The organism is Rhodococcus sp. 05-2254-2, from assembly GCF_002259095.1.
GTDB lineage: Bacteria > Actinomycetota > Actinomycetes > Mycobacteriales > Mycobacteriaceae > Rhodococcoides.
On sequence record NZ_NOZJ01000009.1, the window covers coordinates 150,554 to 165,782 of the forward strand.

A 15,229-nucleotide genomic window follows, 5' to 3' on the forward strand; every position below is an offset into this window, starting at 1 on the left:
GCCCGAGCCGATGTGTCAGATTACCGGCGTCCGGGATCGTGATGTCGCCGCCCCGACTACGAGGACCGGCGGGTCGGGATCTCAGTCCGCCTGCAGAACCAGCTTGGGTCCGGGGTCCGCGGACATCGGCACGCTGTCGCGCTGCAGCATCCAGCTGGCGATGTTGTGGAACAGCGGTGCTGCCGACTGGCCGCCCGAACCGTCGGCGCTGCGGGTCGGGGCGTCGAGCATGATCCCGATCACGTAGCGGGGATCGTCGGCGGGCGCGATGCCGGCGAACGTGATCCAGTAGTTCGAGTTCGAGTAGCACTTGCACTCGGGATCGACCTGCTGAGCCGTACCTGTCTTGCCGCTGATCTGGTATCCCTCGACCCCCGCGGCCACTCCGGTACCGCGCTGGTTCCCGGTGTCGTCCTGGGTGACGGATCGGAACATGTTGCGGACGGTCTTCGCGGTATCGGGACTGACCACGTACACCCCGTCGGGCTGCTGGGTCTCGGTTCGCTGACCGTTGGCGTCCACTGTCGCTTCGACGATCCGCGGCGGGATGCGAACCCCGTCGTTGGCGATGGCCTGATACATCCCGGTCATCTGCAACAGCGTCATGGACAGGCCCTGACCGATGGGGAGGTTGGCGAACGTTCCACCCGACCACTGATCACGGCTCGGAACATTTCCCGCGCTCTCGCCGGGCAGACCGACGTCGCTGCGTTGGCCGAGACCGAACTTGGTGAGCATGTCCGCGTAGCGATCCTCACCGACGCGCTGCGCCAGCATGAGGGTGCCGACGTTGGAGGACTTACCGAACACCCCGGTCGTCGTGTACGGCACGACGCCGTGGTCCCATGCGTCCTTGACCGACACGCCGGACATGAAGATGCTGCCCGGTACCTGCAGCACCTCGTCGGGTGTGGTGAGTCCGTACTCGATGGCTGCGGCCGCGGTGATGATCTTGTTCACCGAACCGGGCTCGAACGGCGTGGTGACGGGCAGATTGCCCATTTCCTTGGTGCGCTCGTTGTTGCCGACCCCGATACCGGGGTTGAAGGTGTTGTCGTTCGACATGGCTAGCACCTCGCCGGTGTGCGAATCCTGCACGTACGCCGAGGCGTTCTTCGCTCCCGACAGGTCCTTCGCCAACTGCACCTGCTGTTGCACGTAGTACTGCAGATCTGCGTCGATGGTCAGTTCGACACTCGAACCGTTGACCGCCGGCTGCTTGTCCCGCCAGCTTCCTGGAATGACGGCACCGTCGGATCCGCGGTCGTAGGTCTGCGAACCGTCGGTTCCGGCCAGGGTCGCGTCGAGCGAATCCTCCAGACCGAGCAGACCGTGTCCGTCCCATCCGGTGGCACCGACGATGTTCCCGGCCAGCGATCCGCCCGGGTACTCACGGATGTCCTGACGCTCGAGTCCGACCTGCTTGAAATCCTTGCTGATCTTCGACGCCACGGTGGCGTCCACACCGCGGGCGAGGTAGGTGAATTCGTCGTTGCTCTTCAGCTTCGCGAGCAGGTCCTTCTCGCTGATCACATCGCCGAGATCGCTGTGGATGCGGGCCGCGATGTCCTCGAGGTACTGCTCGGTCTCCGGCTCGGTGGGGTCCTTCGCCCTCGCCTCGTCGAGTTCCTTGCGAACCCGAACCGGTTGGAACGTCAGCGCTTTGGCCTCCATCGTGAAGGCGATCGGATTGCCGTTGCGGTCCAGGATGGATCCACGCATCGCCGGATCGACGAGAGTTGTGGTGCGTTGCGACGCCGACTCGGCCGACAACCTCGGCGCATCGAATCCCTGAATCCACAGCAACTGTGCCGCCGCGACGGCGAGCGCCACATACATCAGAACGCGACCGGTGCCGTGACGGAACCGAAAGGTGGACGAGTCGAGACGCTTTCGGCTCGGTGGCCGACGGCGTGGAGCAGGCGACGGCCTGGTCACTGCCCGCCACCCGATGCTTCGCCGGTGGACTCGGGGGCTTCGACCGAAGGTGTTTCGAGCGAGGGGATGCTCATGGGAACCAATTGTTCAGCAAGCGCGGTGTTTCCAGCTCCATTGCTCGAATTCGGCGTGGCGGCGCGGGTGTCGATCGTGCCCGAGGTTCGGTTGGGCTGAGACGCGCTTCGCGGGGTCTGCTGCTGCGATGACTGCGTGCTCGGATTCGCGACGGTGCCCTCGCCTGCGGACGCGGCCGGTACCGGATCGAGCGGCGCCACCGGCGCACCGTCGGCCGGAGCCGGAGTACCGACGACCTGGACACCGCCGTCCGGAGCGACGATCAGACGCGCGGAGTTCTTCGCCGGGACCATCCCGAGCTCGGCGGCCTTGCGCGCCAACTCCGGAGCCGATTCCGCCAACTCCACATCACGCTGCAACGACGCCCGCTGCTGAGCGAGTTCGGCGTTGACGGCCTTGGCGGCGCTGAGATCGTAGGAGTCTCCTGCGGACCGAGTGGTCAGGAGCAACGTCAGACCGAGACCGATGGCGAGCAGGCCGATGATCAAGGCGACGAACGGGATTCGCGCGGCGATAGCGCTTCCGTTGAGCGAAGGCCGTGCACCGGCCCCGGAACCACGCGCAGAATCCGAGGTGTGGATCGACGCACGCTGCTGCCTGCGCTCGTATGCGCGAAGTGCAGCGCCGGATCGTCCACCACCCTTGCTCGTACGCTCGGGTCGCGAGAGTGGAGCCTGCGGAGCGACCCTGTTCCTCGGTGCTGGAACCCGATTGCGTTGTGTTCCAACGGTTGTGCCTGGAACCGTCATTCCGCTCTCCTTGCAATCCGTTCGGCGGCGCGCAATCTCACCGGAGCCGAACGTGGGTTGTCGTCTATTTCTGAATCCGAGGCACGCTCGGCACCTCTGGTCAGGAGCCGGAACTCCGGACCCATTCCTGGAAGCTCGACCGGCAGCCCCTCGGGACTGCGGGACTTGATCCGAGGTGCCAACTCCTGCTTGACAACTCGGTCTTCGAGCGATTGATACGACATGAAGACGACCCGGCCGCCGACAGCCAATGCGTCGAGCCCGGCAGGTACCGCCGCCTTCAACGAATCCAGTTCACCGTTGACCTCGATGCGAAGTGCCTGGAAGGTGCGCTTGGCAGGGTGTCCGCCGGTGCGCCGGGTCGCGGCCGGAATTGCGGCATAGAGCAATTCGACCAACGGGCCACTCGTGGTGAACGGCGTGTGCTCTCGGCGTCGCAGTACAGCGGAAGCGATCTTGCCGGCGAACCGTTCCTCGCCGTACGTGCTGAGGACCCGTGCGATGTCGCCGTGCGAGTACGTGTTGAGGACGTCTGCGGCGGTGATTCCCACGGTCGGATTCATTCGCATGTCCAGCGGGGCGTCCACGGAGTAGGCGAATCCGCGATCGGACTCGTCCAACTGCATGGACGACACTCCGAGGTCGAACAGAATCGCGTGAACGGACCCGACAGCAGGCAGACCGGCCTCGTCGAGCGCTTCGGCGATGCCGTCGTAGGTCGTGTGCACCAACGTGATTCGATCGGCAAAGGGAGCCAAACGGGCTCCGGCCAGCTCGAGCGCATCGGGATCCCGGTCGAGTCCGATGAGGTGCAGGTGCGGGTAGGTCCGCAGGAAATGCTCGGCGTGACCACCGAGGCCGAGTGTTGCGTCGATCATGACGCGAGTACCGCCGGTGGAGCCGAGTGCGGGTCCGAGCAGTTCGTCGGCTCGTTCGAGTCGAACCGGAACGTGGAGCGGGCCTGCGGATCGACGGTGGGGTCGGTCGGCGGACGACTCGATGTCGTCCGGTCCGGTGCCCTCCGTCATGGTTCCTCCCGGTCGCGCGTACGTACTTCTCGCCCGGGTCCGGGCCGTGCGGGTCGCCCACCGAAGCCGACGCGAATGCATCGAGGTCCCTGTCCGATAGGGAACCTGGCGTTGGGGAAGTACGTCAGGGTCCTGATCTGCGAAACCTGGCGTTGGGGAAGAACGTCAGGGTTCTGATCGGGCAGAGGCCTCGCTGCACTCGCAGGCGACCTGGTTCGGGCTACAAGATCCCTCCGAGGGACTCGTCGAAAGCGTCGGAGAAATCCTGTTCGTTCTCGGCGGAGTAGCGCGCCCACGCTTCGTCGTTCCAGATCTCGATGAAGTCCATCGAACCGATCACCACGCAGTTTCGTTCGAGCCCCGCGTACCGGCGATGCTCGGGACTGATGGTGATTCGACCCTGTCCGTCCGGCCGCTGTTCGTCGGTTCCCGAGAAGAACTGACGAACGTAAGCACGGGCTTTGGGGTTGGCACGAGAAGCCGCCGTCAATTTCCGAGAGCGCTCCGCGAAGTCGGCCGCGGTGTAGACAGCGAGGCTGAAATCCTGCCCCTTGCTCACCATGACCCCTCCTGCAAGCGCGTCCCGAAACTTGGCCGGCAACGTGAGTCGACCCTTGTCGTCGAGCTTCGGCGTGTAGGTACCGAGAAACACTCGCCACCTCCAGCCTCGACTCTCCGCTGCGGACCACTTTACCCCACTCTCCCCCACTTCGAACCATCCGCAGCCGGAAAACTTTGGCCAAAATGACATTCATGCAGCTCAGCGTGCACAAGATCGGCTGCTTCGGCAGCGATGCCGCGGGTGATATCGCCGGTTCGATTCGGGAGCGACGGCCCTTGGGTCCACCACTGCAGCCGTCTGAGCAGCACCTCGACGTCGGGTGTGGCGGTTGGACGCAGATCTCAGCCCTTCAGTGGGGCCCTGGTGGGGAGAAGTGGGGAATGTGGGTGAAAGTGGGGAGTGTCGGGGAGGGATCCCAGAACTCCCGTGCGCGGGAGTGTTCGAGCCGGCCCTCGACGCGGAGCGGAGGGCTGCAGGCAATTCTGCGGCGTCTGTTCGCGGGCAGAAAACGACAACAGCACCTCACCCGAGGGTGAGATGCTGTTCTACGTCGACGCGTGAAGTTGTCGAGACGAGCCGGTTCGATGTAACCCGGTCGATTCAGTCCTGCTCGAACCTCTTACGGAACCGATCTTCCATGCGAGAGGTGAAGCTGCCGCCCTTGCGACCACCCTTCGATTTCTGTCCGGTAGAACGCCCGGACGTCTCGGCAGCATCGTTGGCTGTGCTGCCTTCGTCCTGCGACGCTGCGGCTCCCTTGCTGGAACCGCCGAACAGGAACAGTGCCCCGGCACCGAACATCAACAAAAAGCCGATGAGACTGACGACGAGAAAAGCCAAACTGTTCGTCGACAATGCAACACCGGCGACGAGCAACACGAGTCCCACTACGAACAGCGCGGCAGCCTGAAAGCGCCTCCTGCTCGACGCCGCGCGTACGCGACCGCCCCTCACATGAGACGCGAATTTGGGATCCTCGGCGTAGAGAGCGCTCTCGATCTGATCGAGCATGCGCTGCTCGTGCTCGGAGAGTGGCACGGTACCTCCCCCTGCACAGATATTGAAGGTCATTTCGGTTACGAAACGACGGGAAGCTGACCTTGGCGGCTACCTGTTGTCGATGATACGAGCTGAATCGGCCGCTTACCACCTACTCGGTCGATGTGTTCCTGAGAAACACCGAAGTTTTCGAGACGCACGTCCCGAAAACTCCGTGCGAACACCGCATGACGTGGCGATTGTCGGCTGACGTCCAGCTGTGTGAGCTACGCCGACAAGGGTGCGGTCATCGGGTCGACGGACGCGAAACGCCCCTGCCCGCCGAGTCGATCCTCGACGGAGTTCAGAAAACGACCGACGTGCCGCTGGAAATCGTCGGCATCGAGATCGTCGATCGTGCTCGACGCACCGGCCTCGACTGCAGCCCGGGTGGCCGAGAAGGACGCGAAGTAGTCGGCCCAGACTGCGAGTTCCGGTGCCGCCTTCGCCATCAACACCCACGCGCTGCGTGAACGAGGACGCGCTCCGATCGAGTTCGGCAACGACGCGAGCACCGCTGCCGCGCCTTTCAGTGCGGCGGCGTAGCTGCCGAGAAATCGATCTCCGGCATTGCTCTCCCCGATGGACTCGGACAGCAGAGCATCCGCTCGACCCAACAGAACCTGAGCCTGACGCGACACCGGCGACCGCACTCCGGCATCGAATGCCTTCGTGATCGTCATACTCGAACACCTCCAGTTCGAATCTCCGGCGCGCACCTGGCGCGGCCGGAACCGTGGCGAAGCCTTACAGTCGAACTCCGGAGAATCCGACTCGAGGATCCGAGCCGGAACCACCGGCGCACTCGGCCCCGATTGTCGAACACCCGTTCGACACATTCAATATAGCTGTGCCCACCGACAAGTTTCCGAAGAAAGGTTGAGAACAGTCGTCACCGATGCGCAGACAACGCCGTACCTGGTCGATCTGACGCCCCCGGAATTCCGCCAGCGGCTGTTCGAGGCACTGTCCATCTACGTCGAGGCCATGGGCTATCCGCGTGGAACCGAACAGAGCAGAGCACCGATGTGGAGCGAACATCTGCACCGGCCGGGCTGGCGAGCAGTCGGTGCACTGCTCCCGAACACCGACCCGACACAACCCGATTCCCTGGTCGCCGTGGCATACGGCTACGACGGTGCCGCGCACCAGTGGTGGCATCAACAGGTTCGCGACGGTTTGCGACGCACGGGGCATTCCCCACAGAACGTCGAGGCCACGCTCGACGACTACTTCGAGCTCACCGAGTTGCACGTCCTGCCGAGCGCTCAGGGGCACGGCCTCGGCGGACGGCTGTGCAGCCGTCTGCTCGACGGCGTTTCCGCGCAGAACGTGATGTTGTCCACACCCGAGGTATCGGAGGAGGACAATCGAGCCTGGCGGCTGTACCGGCGGCTCGGCTTCGCGGACGTACTACGCGACTTCACGTTCGCCGGTGACCGACGCCCCTTCGCAGTCCTGGGCCGCCGGTTGCCTCTCGACGGGCCAGTAGCCTGAGGGTGTGATCGATGCTGTGGTGGTGGGCTCCGGCCACAATGCCCTGACCTCTGCCTGTTACCTGACCGACGCCGGCATGTCGGTCGAGGTTCTCGAGCGCGACTCCGTTGCCGGTGGCGCGGTGTCGACGGTGGAACGCTTTCCCGGCCACCGTGTGGACCGTGGTTCGTCGGCGCACATCATGATTCGTCACACCGGCATCATCGAGGAGCTCGGACTCGCCGACTTCGGTCTGCGCTATATCGACTGCGATCCCTGGGCGTTCGCGCCTGGGGCCGTCGGCACCGACGAACGCGGCATCGTCTTCCACCGCGATCTCGACCGAACCTGCGACTCCATCGCCGCTGCCTGCGGCACAGCCGACGCACGCGCCTACCGCACCTTCGTCTCTGTCTGGGGTCCCCGCAGCGAACGCACCATGCGTGCGTTCGGCGGACCACCAACCGGGGCGAAACTGCTCCGATCCTTCTGGGGCCTCGGCGCGCCCGACGGCGGCAGCATGCTCTCGCGGGAATTCCTGGCCACCGGCGATTCCCTGCTGGACGAGATGTTCTCGAGCGAACGACTCAAGGCCGCACTCGCGTGGTTCGGCGCACAGTCGGGTCCGCCGATGTCCGAGCCGGGTACCGCACCGATGGTCGGCTTCGCTGCCCTCATGCACACCCTTCCGCCGGGCCGCGCCGTCGGCGGTAGCGGCGCGCTGACCGAGGCGATGATCGCTCGGCTACAGCGCGACGGCGCCGAACTGACGCTCGGCGACGCCGTGACCTCGCTCGTACGCCGCCCACACGGCTGGACCACCAGGACCGCGTCGGGACGGGAGATCGACAGCCGCATCGTCGTGGCCGGTTGCCACATCGTGACCACCCTCGACCTGCTGGCAGCCGGCGGCCACGATTCGGCGCAGCTCGCGCGGTGGCGCAGCACCATTCGGGTGGGGCCCGGGATCGGTACCGCGGTCAGACTGGCCACCGACGCCCTTCCGGCGTTCCCGAGCGCGGACCGGATCGAGGACGGCACCCACGGTCTGGCGCTGCTGGTACGCGACCGCAGCCAACTGCGGTTGGCACACGGGCACGCGCTGGCAGGCGATCTGCCGCCCACCCCGGCTGTGCTGGGGATGTCCTTCAGCGCGCTCGATCCCACCATCGCGCCGCCGGGACAGCACCAGATCTCTCTGTGGTCGCAGTGGCATCCCCACACCCTCGCCGACGGCAGACAGTGGCGATCGGATGTTCCCGGCGAGCGCTCGTTGGCCGAGTTCGAGGCGGATCGGATCGTGGCCGAACTGGACCGATACGCACCCGGTTTCGCAGGATCGGTGCTGGATCGGTTCGTTCAGTCGCCACCCGACATCGAGCGGGAGCTCGGTCTGGTCGGAGGCAACATCATGCATCTGGACATGTCGCTGGACCAGATGATGATGTGGCGACCGCATCCTCAACTGGCCGGACATCGGGTCCCCGGTGCAGACGGGCTCTATCTCACCGGCGCATCGACCCATCCCGGCGGAGGGGTCACAGCGGCCAGTGGTCGTTCGGCGGCGCGGATCGCGATCGCCGACGCCCGCGCCGCCCGCCGTCGCACGTTCTTCGGAAGGAAACGGCTATGAAGGTTGCGCCGATCGTCGTGGCTGCCGCTGCCGTGGGCTGCCAGATCCTCTACCCCTTGGTGTCGGGATCGACCAGAGACGTGGTGACGGTGGCGGTGGTGGCCCTGCTCGCGCTCGCGTCGATCCTGCACGCGGCACTCAATCGCGGCATCGTATGGGCCACCATTCTCGTCGTCGTGACCGCAGGTACCGGGTTCGCGTCCGAACTCGTCGGCACGGCCACCGGCATCCCGTTCGGCGAATACTTCTACGCGCAGAATCGCTTGGGCCCGAGCCTGTTCGAGGTGCCTGTCGTGGTTCCCCTGGCGTGGACGGCCGGGTTCTATCCGATCTGGTGTGCCGTGACCTTCGTCGTTCGCCGTCTCGATACGACGCAGGTACGCGCCACCGCACTCCGAATCGTGGCGGTCGCGGTGGGGATGGTCGGTTGGGACCTGTATCTCGATCCGCAGATGGTCACCGACGGACAGTGGACCTGGACCGCCGGTTCCGCCGGGCTGCCCGGGGTGCCGTCGATTCCGCTCACCAACTACCTCGGCTGGCTGGTGGTGGCCACCCTGATGGCCGCGGTGATGGAATCGCTCGACCGCGCCGTCGGTCGCCCACAGCCATCCGACGACGCGGTGCCCATCGGGTTGTTCCTGTGGACGTGGCTGGGGTCGGCGCTCGCGCACGCGGTGTTCCTCGACGGTCCGGAACTCCGATACTCGGCGGTGTACGGGTTCGTCGTCATGGGCCTCGTCGGCATCCCCCTGGTGTGGATTGCCCGTCGCGACCGACCACTCGGGGCCGGACCGCGTGCGGCCGTCGATCGCTCCGGTACCGACACGCCTCGCTGACAACCCCTGCCGACTGACATCACCTCGATGTCCTGGCACGATGTCGCTGTGCAGTCGACATCGCGAACATCTCATCGAACCCACCGCCGCCGCGTTCTCTCGGTGGTCGCGCTGGCGCTGCTGGTCGCGCCGATGCTGGCCGGTTGCCTGCGTGTGCAGGTCACGATGGGCGTGTCGGCGAACGACCGCGTCGCGGGTCAGATCGTGGCTGCCAGCGTGCCGACATCGGACTCCGACACCGGCCCGGAACTGGTGGTGCCCTCCTCGATCGAGGACAAGGTTCGCGTCGAGCCGTACAACCAGGACGGATACGTCGGGTCGCAGGCCATCTTCGACGATCTGTCGTTCGGCGACGTGCAGACCCTCGGCTCGATCTTCCAGAACGCGGCCGGATCGTTCCAGCTGACGCTGCAGCGCTCGGGTGACACCGTCACTCTGGCAGGCAACGCCGATCTTTCCTCCGTTCCGGTGCAGGGCTCGGACGTACAGTTCACCATCGCGTTCCCGGCCCGCATCGGCACCACCAACGGCACCCGCGAGAGCGACAACTCGATCTCGTGGAAGTTGCCTGCGGGCGAGGTCACCTCGCTGCGCGCCGAGGTCAACTATCCCGATCCCAACACCCGCAGCTTCGCCGGCTGGGCCGGCATCGTGGGCGGCGTGACCGTCGGCGTCGCGGCCATCGTCGGGGCCATGGCATGGGTGTCGCGCAACCCACCGCTGCGGGGCCGCGGGTCGCGCAACACCGACTCCGGAAGCTCCACCGACAGAACGTCTGTGTGAGAGCCCGCCTGCTCGCGCGCACGACGGCGACGGCAAGCGTCCTCGCGACAGCGTCGGCCGCGGTCTCCGTGTTCAACTCTCGGTTCATGCCGAGCCTGCGCTCCCCGGACCACAACGTCACCGAGCGCGTCGTCGTCTGCATTCCCGCCCGCAACGAGGTTGCGACGCTGCCTGCGCTGATCGGCGACCTCACGCGGCAACGATCGTGCACAGACCTGCGCGTGATCGTCCTCGACGACGATTCAACCGACGGAACGGCGTCCGCTGCCCGTGCGGCTGCGGACGGTGACCCGAGGATTCGCGTCGTGACCTCCGGTGTCGCTCCCCCGGCCGGCTGGACCGGCAAGGCCGCAGCGTGCGCCGAGCTCGCCAGACTGGCCGACGAGGACGACCCGATGACGTCGCTGATCGTGTTCGTCGATGCCGATGTGCGACTCGAACCGGAGGCGGTGGCGGCAGCGGCCCGGGTACTGCGACGGCGCGGCGCCTCCCTGCTGTGCCCGTGGCCGGAGCAACTTGCCGAGAGCACCGTCGAGCGACTCGTCCAGCCGCTGCTCGCCTGGTCGTGGATGTCCACGCTTCCGGTACCTCTGGGCAACGCCACTCTCGCACCGTCGATGGCGGTCGCCTGCGGGCAGTTCATGGCCTTCGACGCCGCCGCCTATCGCGCCATCGGGGGCCACAGCTGCGTGGCGGCGAGCGCAACCGAGGACCTGGATCTGGCACGCGCTCTCCGTCGACGGGGATTCTCGACGGCGGTGGCGTCGGGTGCGGGGTTCGTCCGATGCCGGATGTACCGATCGGGCGCGGAGTTGCGGTCCGGCTACAGCCGGTGGTTGTGGAGCGAGTTCGGTGGACCGGCCGGTTCGGCTGCGGCGGCCCTGGCACTGACGGCAGTGTACGTACTGCCCCCGATCACCGCGCTCACGTCCTCGGGTGTCACACGTCGCCTCGGCCTCGCCGGGTATCTCGCCGGAACGGTGTCTCGGATGTCCACCCGGCGGAGCGAGGTGGGATCGCGGTTCGGGGTGGTCGACGCAGTCGATGCTGCGCTGCACCCGGTGTCGATTCTCGCGTTCGTCGGCCTCGTCGCGGAATCCCACGTGCGCAGGCGTCGTGGCTCGCTGTCGTGGAAGTCGCGCCCGATGCCGCGCCGCGAGCCCTGACCCGTCTCACACTCGTGCGGCCGCGAGCCCCAGATTGCTCAACACCTCACGCGTCGCGCGCGCGAAGTTCAGGGTGATGAAGTGCAATCCGGGCGCGCCCTCGGAGATCAGGCGCTCACCGATGTTCGTGGCGAGTTCGATGCCCACCTCTCGGACGGCGGCGCGGTCCTCTTCGGGACCGGATCCTGCTGCGCGAGTGAACTTCTCGTCCAGGTGCGACGGAAGCGTTGTGCCCGAGAGCTCGAGCATCCGCCGAACCGAACGAAGTGAAGTGATGGGCATGATCTCGGGAATGATCGGCTTGGCACCCTGCTCGGCGTCGAACGCACTCACGCGGTCCCGCAGGCGCAGGTAGTCGTCCACATCGAAGAACATCTGAGTGATCGAGTACTCGGCACCCGCCCGCAACTTGCCGACCAGGCACCGGGTGTCCTGCTCGAGGTCGGCGGCGCGGTGGTGACCTTCGGGGAACGACGCCACGCCGACGTGGAAGTCGCCGAGATCACGCACCAACCGGACCAACTCCTCGGCGTACTCGACTCCGTCCGGATGCTTCTCCCAGTCGCCCAGTGGATCTCCGGGGGGATCTCCTCGCAGTACGAGAATGTTGGTGATGCCGCGGTCCGCGTACGACCCGACCATCGATCGCAGCTCGTCCACACTGTGCGAGACGGCAGTGAGATGCGCCACAGGGAGGAGGGTGGTCTCCTCGGCGATCTGCCCGGTGACGCGCACCGTTCGATCGCGGGTCGAGCCGCCTGCGCCGTAGGTCATCGACACGAATGCGGGCTGAAGTTGTTCGAACTCACGAACCGCTCGCCACAGCCTGGCTTCGGCCGCCGCGTCTCGTGGAGGCGAGAACTCCACCGAGAACGGGATTCTGGCCTCGGGTTCTGTCCGTAGCCGGTCGACGATGGACGGTGTTCTCGTCACGAATCCTCGACTCGACCGCCCCCTGACGGATTCTTCGCTCACCCGAAGATCATAGGTTGCGCCCCACCGACGCCCGTGAGGCCTCCCGGACGAGAGATGTTCGCTGCACGTCGGCCCAGGGTGTGCGCGGCTATTACTGTGGGAACCGGAAATCCACGCAATTCACAGCAACCTTGGAGGATCGTCCTGTCCGGAGACTTTTCTTCACCCGTAGCCGACGCCCCCGTCGCCGCGAACGACCCGAAGGCGATGCGTTCGGCAGTCGACGCGACTCTCGCCGAGTTCTTCGCCTCGCGCCGAGGTGTCGTGGACACCGTCGGCGGCGGCTACCCCGATGCCGTGGCCGATCTCGAGGCGTTCGTGCTTCGCGGCGGCAAACGCATGCGCCCCGCGTTCGCCTGGACTGCGTGGCTCGGTGCAGGCGGAGAATCCACCGGTGCCCGCGCCGAGGCAGTGCTGCGGGCGTGTTCGGCGCTCGAACTGATCCAGGCCTGCGCTCTGATCCACGACGACATCATCGACTCGTCCAGCACGCGACGCGGTTTCCCGACCGTGCACGTCGGCTTCGCCCAACGGCACCGGGACGCGGGCTGGACCGGCTGTGCGGACCATTTCGGTGAATCGGCAGCGATACTCGTCGGCGATCTCGCTCTGTGCTGGGCCGACGATCTACTGCGCGAGTCGGGTATCGACGCCGATGCCGCGCGGCGAGTCCAGCCGGTGTGGTCGGCGATGCGCACGGAGGTTCTCGGCGGTCAGTTGCTCGACATCGAAGCCGAGGCAGGCACCGACGAGAGCGTTGCGGCGGCAATGCGCGTCAACCGCTACAAGACCGCCGCGTACACAGTCGAGCGGCCGCTTCATCTCGGGGCGGTCCTCGCCGATGCCGACGAGAACCTGATCTCGGCCTACCGCAACTTCGGTGCGGACATCGGAATCGCGTTCCAGCTGCGCGACGACCTCCTCGGAGTATTCGGCGATCCCGAGGTGACCGGCAAACCGTCCGGCGACGACATCACCGAGGGCAAACGCACCGTCCTGATCGCGCTGGCACTGCAGAAGGCGGACGAGACGAGGCCGGATCACGCAGCCACGATCAGGGCCAGCCTCGGGACCGAACTCGACGCCGACGAAGTGGCCGACATCCGGTCCATTCTCGTCGAACTCGGCGCAGTGGACGCGGTCGAGAAACAGATCGACGACCTCGGGACCCGGGCCGTCGCAGCCCTCGACAACAGTTCGATCGAACCGGTCGCTGCCGCGCACCTGCGCGCCATGGCAACCGCCGCCATCCAACGGCAGTACTGAAAGAGAGCGCCATGTCTTCGATCCGCACGGTCTCCGGCACCACCGACTCCGTCGTCGTCGTGGGAGCCGGATTGTCAGGCCTCGCCGCCGGTCTGCACCTACTGGGAGCGGGCAGAAAAGTCACGCTCGTCGAGCGTGACGAGACCGTGGGCGGCCGCGTCGGGGTGTACCCGGTGTCGGACACCGACGGATCGCACCTCTACGACATCGACAACGGTGCAAGCGTGTTGACGATGCCGAACCTGGTGCTCGAGGCACTCGCCGCCGTGGGCGCCGACTTCGAGTCGACCACGCCGCCGATTCGGCTGACGGCCCTGTCGCCGTCCTATCACACGCGCTACGCCGACGGCACGTCCATCGACGTCTACTCCGATCCCGAGGCCATGGCGGCCGAGGTGGAACGCACCTGCGGCCCCGCCGAGGCGCAGGGATACCGCGAACTGCGACGGTGGCTCGCCGACATCTTCGACGCCGAGTTCGACCGCTTCATCGACTCGAACTTCGATTCACCGCTCGACCTCGTGGGATCGAAAGCTGCGATCTCCGACACCGCGACACTCACGAAACTGGGCGGCTTCGGCCGCCTCGGGCCCCGCGTCGACAAGTTCCTGAAGGACACCCGCCTACGCCGCGTCTTCACGTTCCAGGCGCTCTACGCAGGCATGGCACCCCAGAAGGCCCTGGCGGTCTACGGAGCCATCGCGCACATGGACACCTCCCTCGGAGTGTTCTTCCCCGAGGGAGGGATGGCGGCCATCGCCAAGGCCATGGCCGACGCGTTCGTCACCGCAGGCGGCACGCTCGAACTCGGCACCGAGATCGTCGACATCACCGTCGACCGGGGTCGGGCCGACTCCGTGATCACCGCAGCCGGTGGTCGAATCGCCTGCGACGCAGTCGTTCTCACCGCAGACCTGCCCGTCGTCGATCGACTCCTCGACAGGGCGTCGGTGTCGAAGAAGGGCCGACGGAACGGATACGGCGTGGTCTCACCGTCGGCGGTCGTCGCGCACGGAACCGTTCCCGTCGAGCTGACGGAGACGTGGCCCGCCCGCGCTCACCACACCATCGACTTCGGCGACGAATGGGCCGAGACCTTCCGCCGCATCACCGCGCGATCGGGCAAGGGATCGTTGATGGCCGATCCGTCCCTGCTGATCACCCGACCGTCGGTGAGCGATCCCGATCTCGAAGTGGTGCGCGGCGGAGTACGCAGCGAACCGGTGTCGATCCTCGCACCGTGCCCCAATCTCGACAGCGCTCCACTGCCGTGGGGCGAGCTGGCGCAGCCGTATCTGAACGAGATCCTGACGACTCTGGAGGCTCGCGGATACAAGGGTCTGCTCGACGGATTCACGCTCGACCACATCGACACACCCGAGACCTGGGCGCAGAAGGGCATGATCGAGGGTTCTCCGTTCTCGTCCGCCCACGTGTTCAGGCAGACCGGACCGTTCCGACGCAAGAACATGGTCGCCGGGCTCGACAACGTGGTTCTCGCCGGCTCGGGCACGACTCCTGGAGTGGGCGTCCCCACGGTTCTGGTGTCGGGAAAGCTCGCCGCGCAGCGGGTGACAGGGCGCACGGGCCGGTAGGTTCGTTCGATTCACTGCGTCGACCAACTAAGCTGAGCGCGATCGTTTGCCGGTCGCGCTCATTGCTGCGACCATGATCGTTCGGTGATCGGCGAGAACCATCGGC

Annotated in this window: 14 protein-coding genes; 7 read left to right on the forward strand and 7 right to left on the reverse strand. The window is 66.2% G+C overall.

Annotated elements, in window-relative coordinates; genetic code table 11:
• Window positions 1-81: 81 nt before the first annotated feature.
• The 6 genes from CH283_RS15320 to CH283_RS15350 form a co-directional block, all read right to left on the reverse strand.
• Window positions 82-1,938 carry a peptidoglycan D,D-transpeptidase FtsI family protein gene (locus CH283_RS15320; RefSeq protein ID WP_068051974.1) on the reverse strand — a complete coding sequence of 619 codons (1,857 nt, stop codon included), beginning with the start codon at window positions 1,936-1,938 and terminating at the stop codon, window positions 82-84.
• The gene (locus tag CH283_RS15325; RefSeq protein WP_231893930.1) at window positions 1,935-2,762 is read right to left on the reverse strand and encodes a hypothetical protein; all 828 of its coding nucleotides are present in this window, start codon (window positions 2,760-2,762) and stop codon (window positions 1,935-1,937) included. The genes CH283_RS15320 and CH283_RS15325 overlap by 4 nt, the downstream gene beginning before the upstream one ends.
• Entirely contained in the window at window positions 2,759-3,790 is a 1,032-nt protein-coding gene (gene rsmH, locus CH283_RS15330; protein ID WP_255183230.1) for a 16S rRNA (cytosine(1402)-N(4))-methyltransferase RsmH, read from the reverse strand. The genes CH283_RS15325 and rsmH overlap by 4 nt, the downstream gene beginning before the upstream one ends.
• 220 nt (window positions 3,791-4,010) lie before the next feature.
• The gene (gene mraZ, locus CH283_RS15335) at window positions 4,011-4,442 is read right to left on the reverse strand and encodes a division/cell wall cluster transcriptional repressor MraZ (RefSeq protein WP_027497352.1); all 432 of its coding nucleotides are present in this window, start codon (window positions 4,440-4,442) and stop codon (window positions 4,011-4,013) included.
• Window positions 4,443-4,952: 510 nt separating this feature from the next.
• Window positions 4,953-5,390: a DUF3040 domain-containing protein gene (locus CH283_RS15345; RefSeq protein ID WP_068051986.1), complete on the reverse strand. Its 438-nt coding sequence runs from the start codon at window positions 5,388-5,390 to the stop codon at window positions 4,953-4,955.
• A gap of 227 nt (window positions 5,391-5,617) precedes the next feature.
• Entirely contained in the window at window positions 5,618-6,073 is a 456-nt protein-coding gene (locus CH283_RS15350; RefSeq protein WP_068051989.1) for an SAV_6107 family HEPN domain-containing protein, read from the reverse strand.
• A 196-nt stretch (window positions 6,074-6,269) separates the two neighbouring features.
• On the opposite strand from CH283_RS15350, the gene CH283_RS15355 reads away from it, so the two are divergent.
• From CH283_RS15355 to CH283_RS15375, 5 genes are read left to right on the forward strand one after another with little or no spacing between them, the layout of a single operon-like run.
• Window positions 6,270-6,887 (forward strand): GNAT family N-acetyltransferase, encoded by a 618-nt coding sequence (locus tag CH283_RS15355; protein ID WP_094640397.1) that lies wholly within the window; start codon window positions 6,270-6,272, stop codon window positions 6,885-6,887.
• 4 nt (window positions 6,888-6,891) lie between these two features.
• The gene (locus CH283_RS15360; protein WP_094640126.1) at window positions 6,892-8,499 is read left to right on the forward strand and encodes a phytoene desaturase family protein; all 1,608 of its coding nucleotides are present in this window, start codon (window positions 6,892-6,894) and stop codon (window positions 8,497-8,499) included.
• Complete coding sequence (locus tag CH283_RS15365; RefSeq protein WP_094640127.1) at window positions 8,496-9,338, forward strand: carotenoid biosynthesis protein; 843 nt, start codon at window positions 8,496-8,498, stop codon at window positions 9,336-9,338. Before CH283_RS15360 ends, CH283_RS15365 begins: the two co-directional genes overlap by 4 nt.
• Before the next feature lie 27 nt (window positions 9,339-9,365).
• Window positions 9,366-10,121 carry an LppM family (lipo)protein gene (locus CH283_RS15370; RefSeq protein ID WP_176460266.1) on the forward strand — a complete coding sequence of 252 codons (756 nt, stop codon included), beginning with the start codon at window positions 9,366-9,368 and terminating at the stop codon, window positions 10,119-10,121.
• On the forward strand, window positions 10,118-11,287 hold the full coding sequence (locus CH283_RS15375) for a glycosyltransferase (RefSeq protein WP_255183231.1): 1,170 nt from the start codon (window positions 10,118-10,120) through the stop codon (window positions 11,285-11,287). Before CH283_RS15370 ends, CH283_RS15375 begins: the two co-directional genes overlap by 4 nt.
• A 6-nt stretch (window positions 11,288-11,293) precedes the next feature.
• Here the strand turns inward: CH283_RS15375 and metF are convergent, their stop codons facing one another.
• Entirely contained in the window at window positions 11,294-12,220 is a 927-nt protein-coding gene (gene metF, locus CH283_RS15380) for a methylenetetrahydrofolate reductase [NAD(P)H] (RefSeq protein ID WP_068052013.1), read from the reverse strand.
• Between the two features lie 249 nt (window positions 12,221-12,469).
• Between metF and CH283_RS15385 the strand changes: the two genes are divergently transcribed.
• Window positions 12,470-13,528 (forward strand): polyprenyl synthetase family protein, encoded by a 1,059-nt coding sequence (locus CH283_RS15385; protein ID WP_068052016.1) that lies wholly within the window; start codon window positions 12,470-12,472, stop codon window positions 13,526-13,528.
• Window positions 13,529-13,539: 11 nt separating this feature from the next.
• The gene (crtI, locus tag CH283_RS15390; protein ID WP_176460268.1) at window positions 13,540-15,123 is read left to right on the forward strand and encodes a phytoene desaturase family protein; all 1,584 of its coding nucleotides are present in this window, start codon (window positions 13,540-13,542) and stop codon (window positions 15,121-15,123) included.
• Window positions 15,124-15,229 lie beyond the last annotated feature (106 nt).

Excerpts from the sequence above, each read along its gene's own strand:
- CH283_RS15325 (WP_231893930.1), bottom strand. The coding sequence starts at position 2,762 with ATGACGGTTCCAGGCACAACCGTTGGAACACAACGCAATCGGGTTCCA.
- rsmH (WP_255183230.1), bottom strand. The coding sequence starts at position 3,790 with ATGACGGAGGGCACCGGACCGGACGACATCGAGTCGTCCGCCGACCGA.
- CH283_RS15350 (WP_068051989.1), bottom strand. The coding sequence starts at position 6,073 with ATGACGATCACGAAGGCATTCGATGCCGGAGTGCGGTCGCCGGTGTCG.
- CH283_RS15365 (WP_094640127.1), top strand. The coding sequence starts at position 8,496 with ATGAAGGTTGCGCCGATCGTCGTGGCTGCCGCTGCCGTGGGCTGCCAG.
- CH283_RS15370 (WP_176460266.1), top strand. The coding sequence starts at position 9,366 with ATGTCCTGGCACGATGTCGCTGTGCAGTCGACATCGCGAACATCTCAT.
- CH283_RS15385 (WP_068052016.1), top strand. The coding sequence starts at position 12,470 with ATGCGTTCGGCAGTCGACGCGACTCTCGCCGAGTTCTTCGCCTCGCGC.
- crtI (WP_176460268.1), top strand. The coding sequence starts at position 13,540 with ATGTCTTCGATCCGCACGGTCTCCGGCACCACCGACTCCGTCGTCGTC.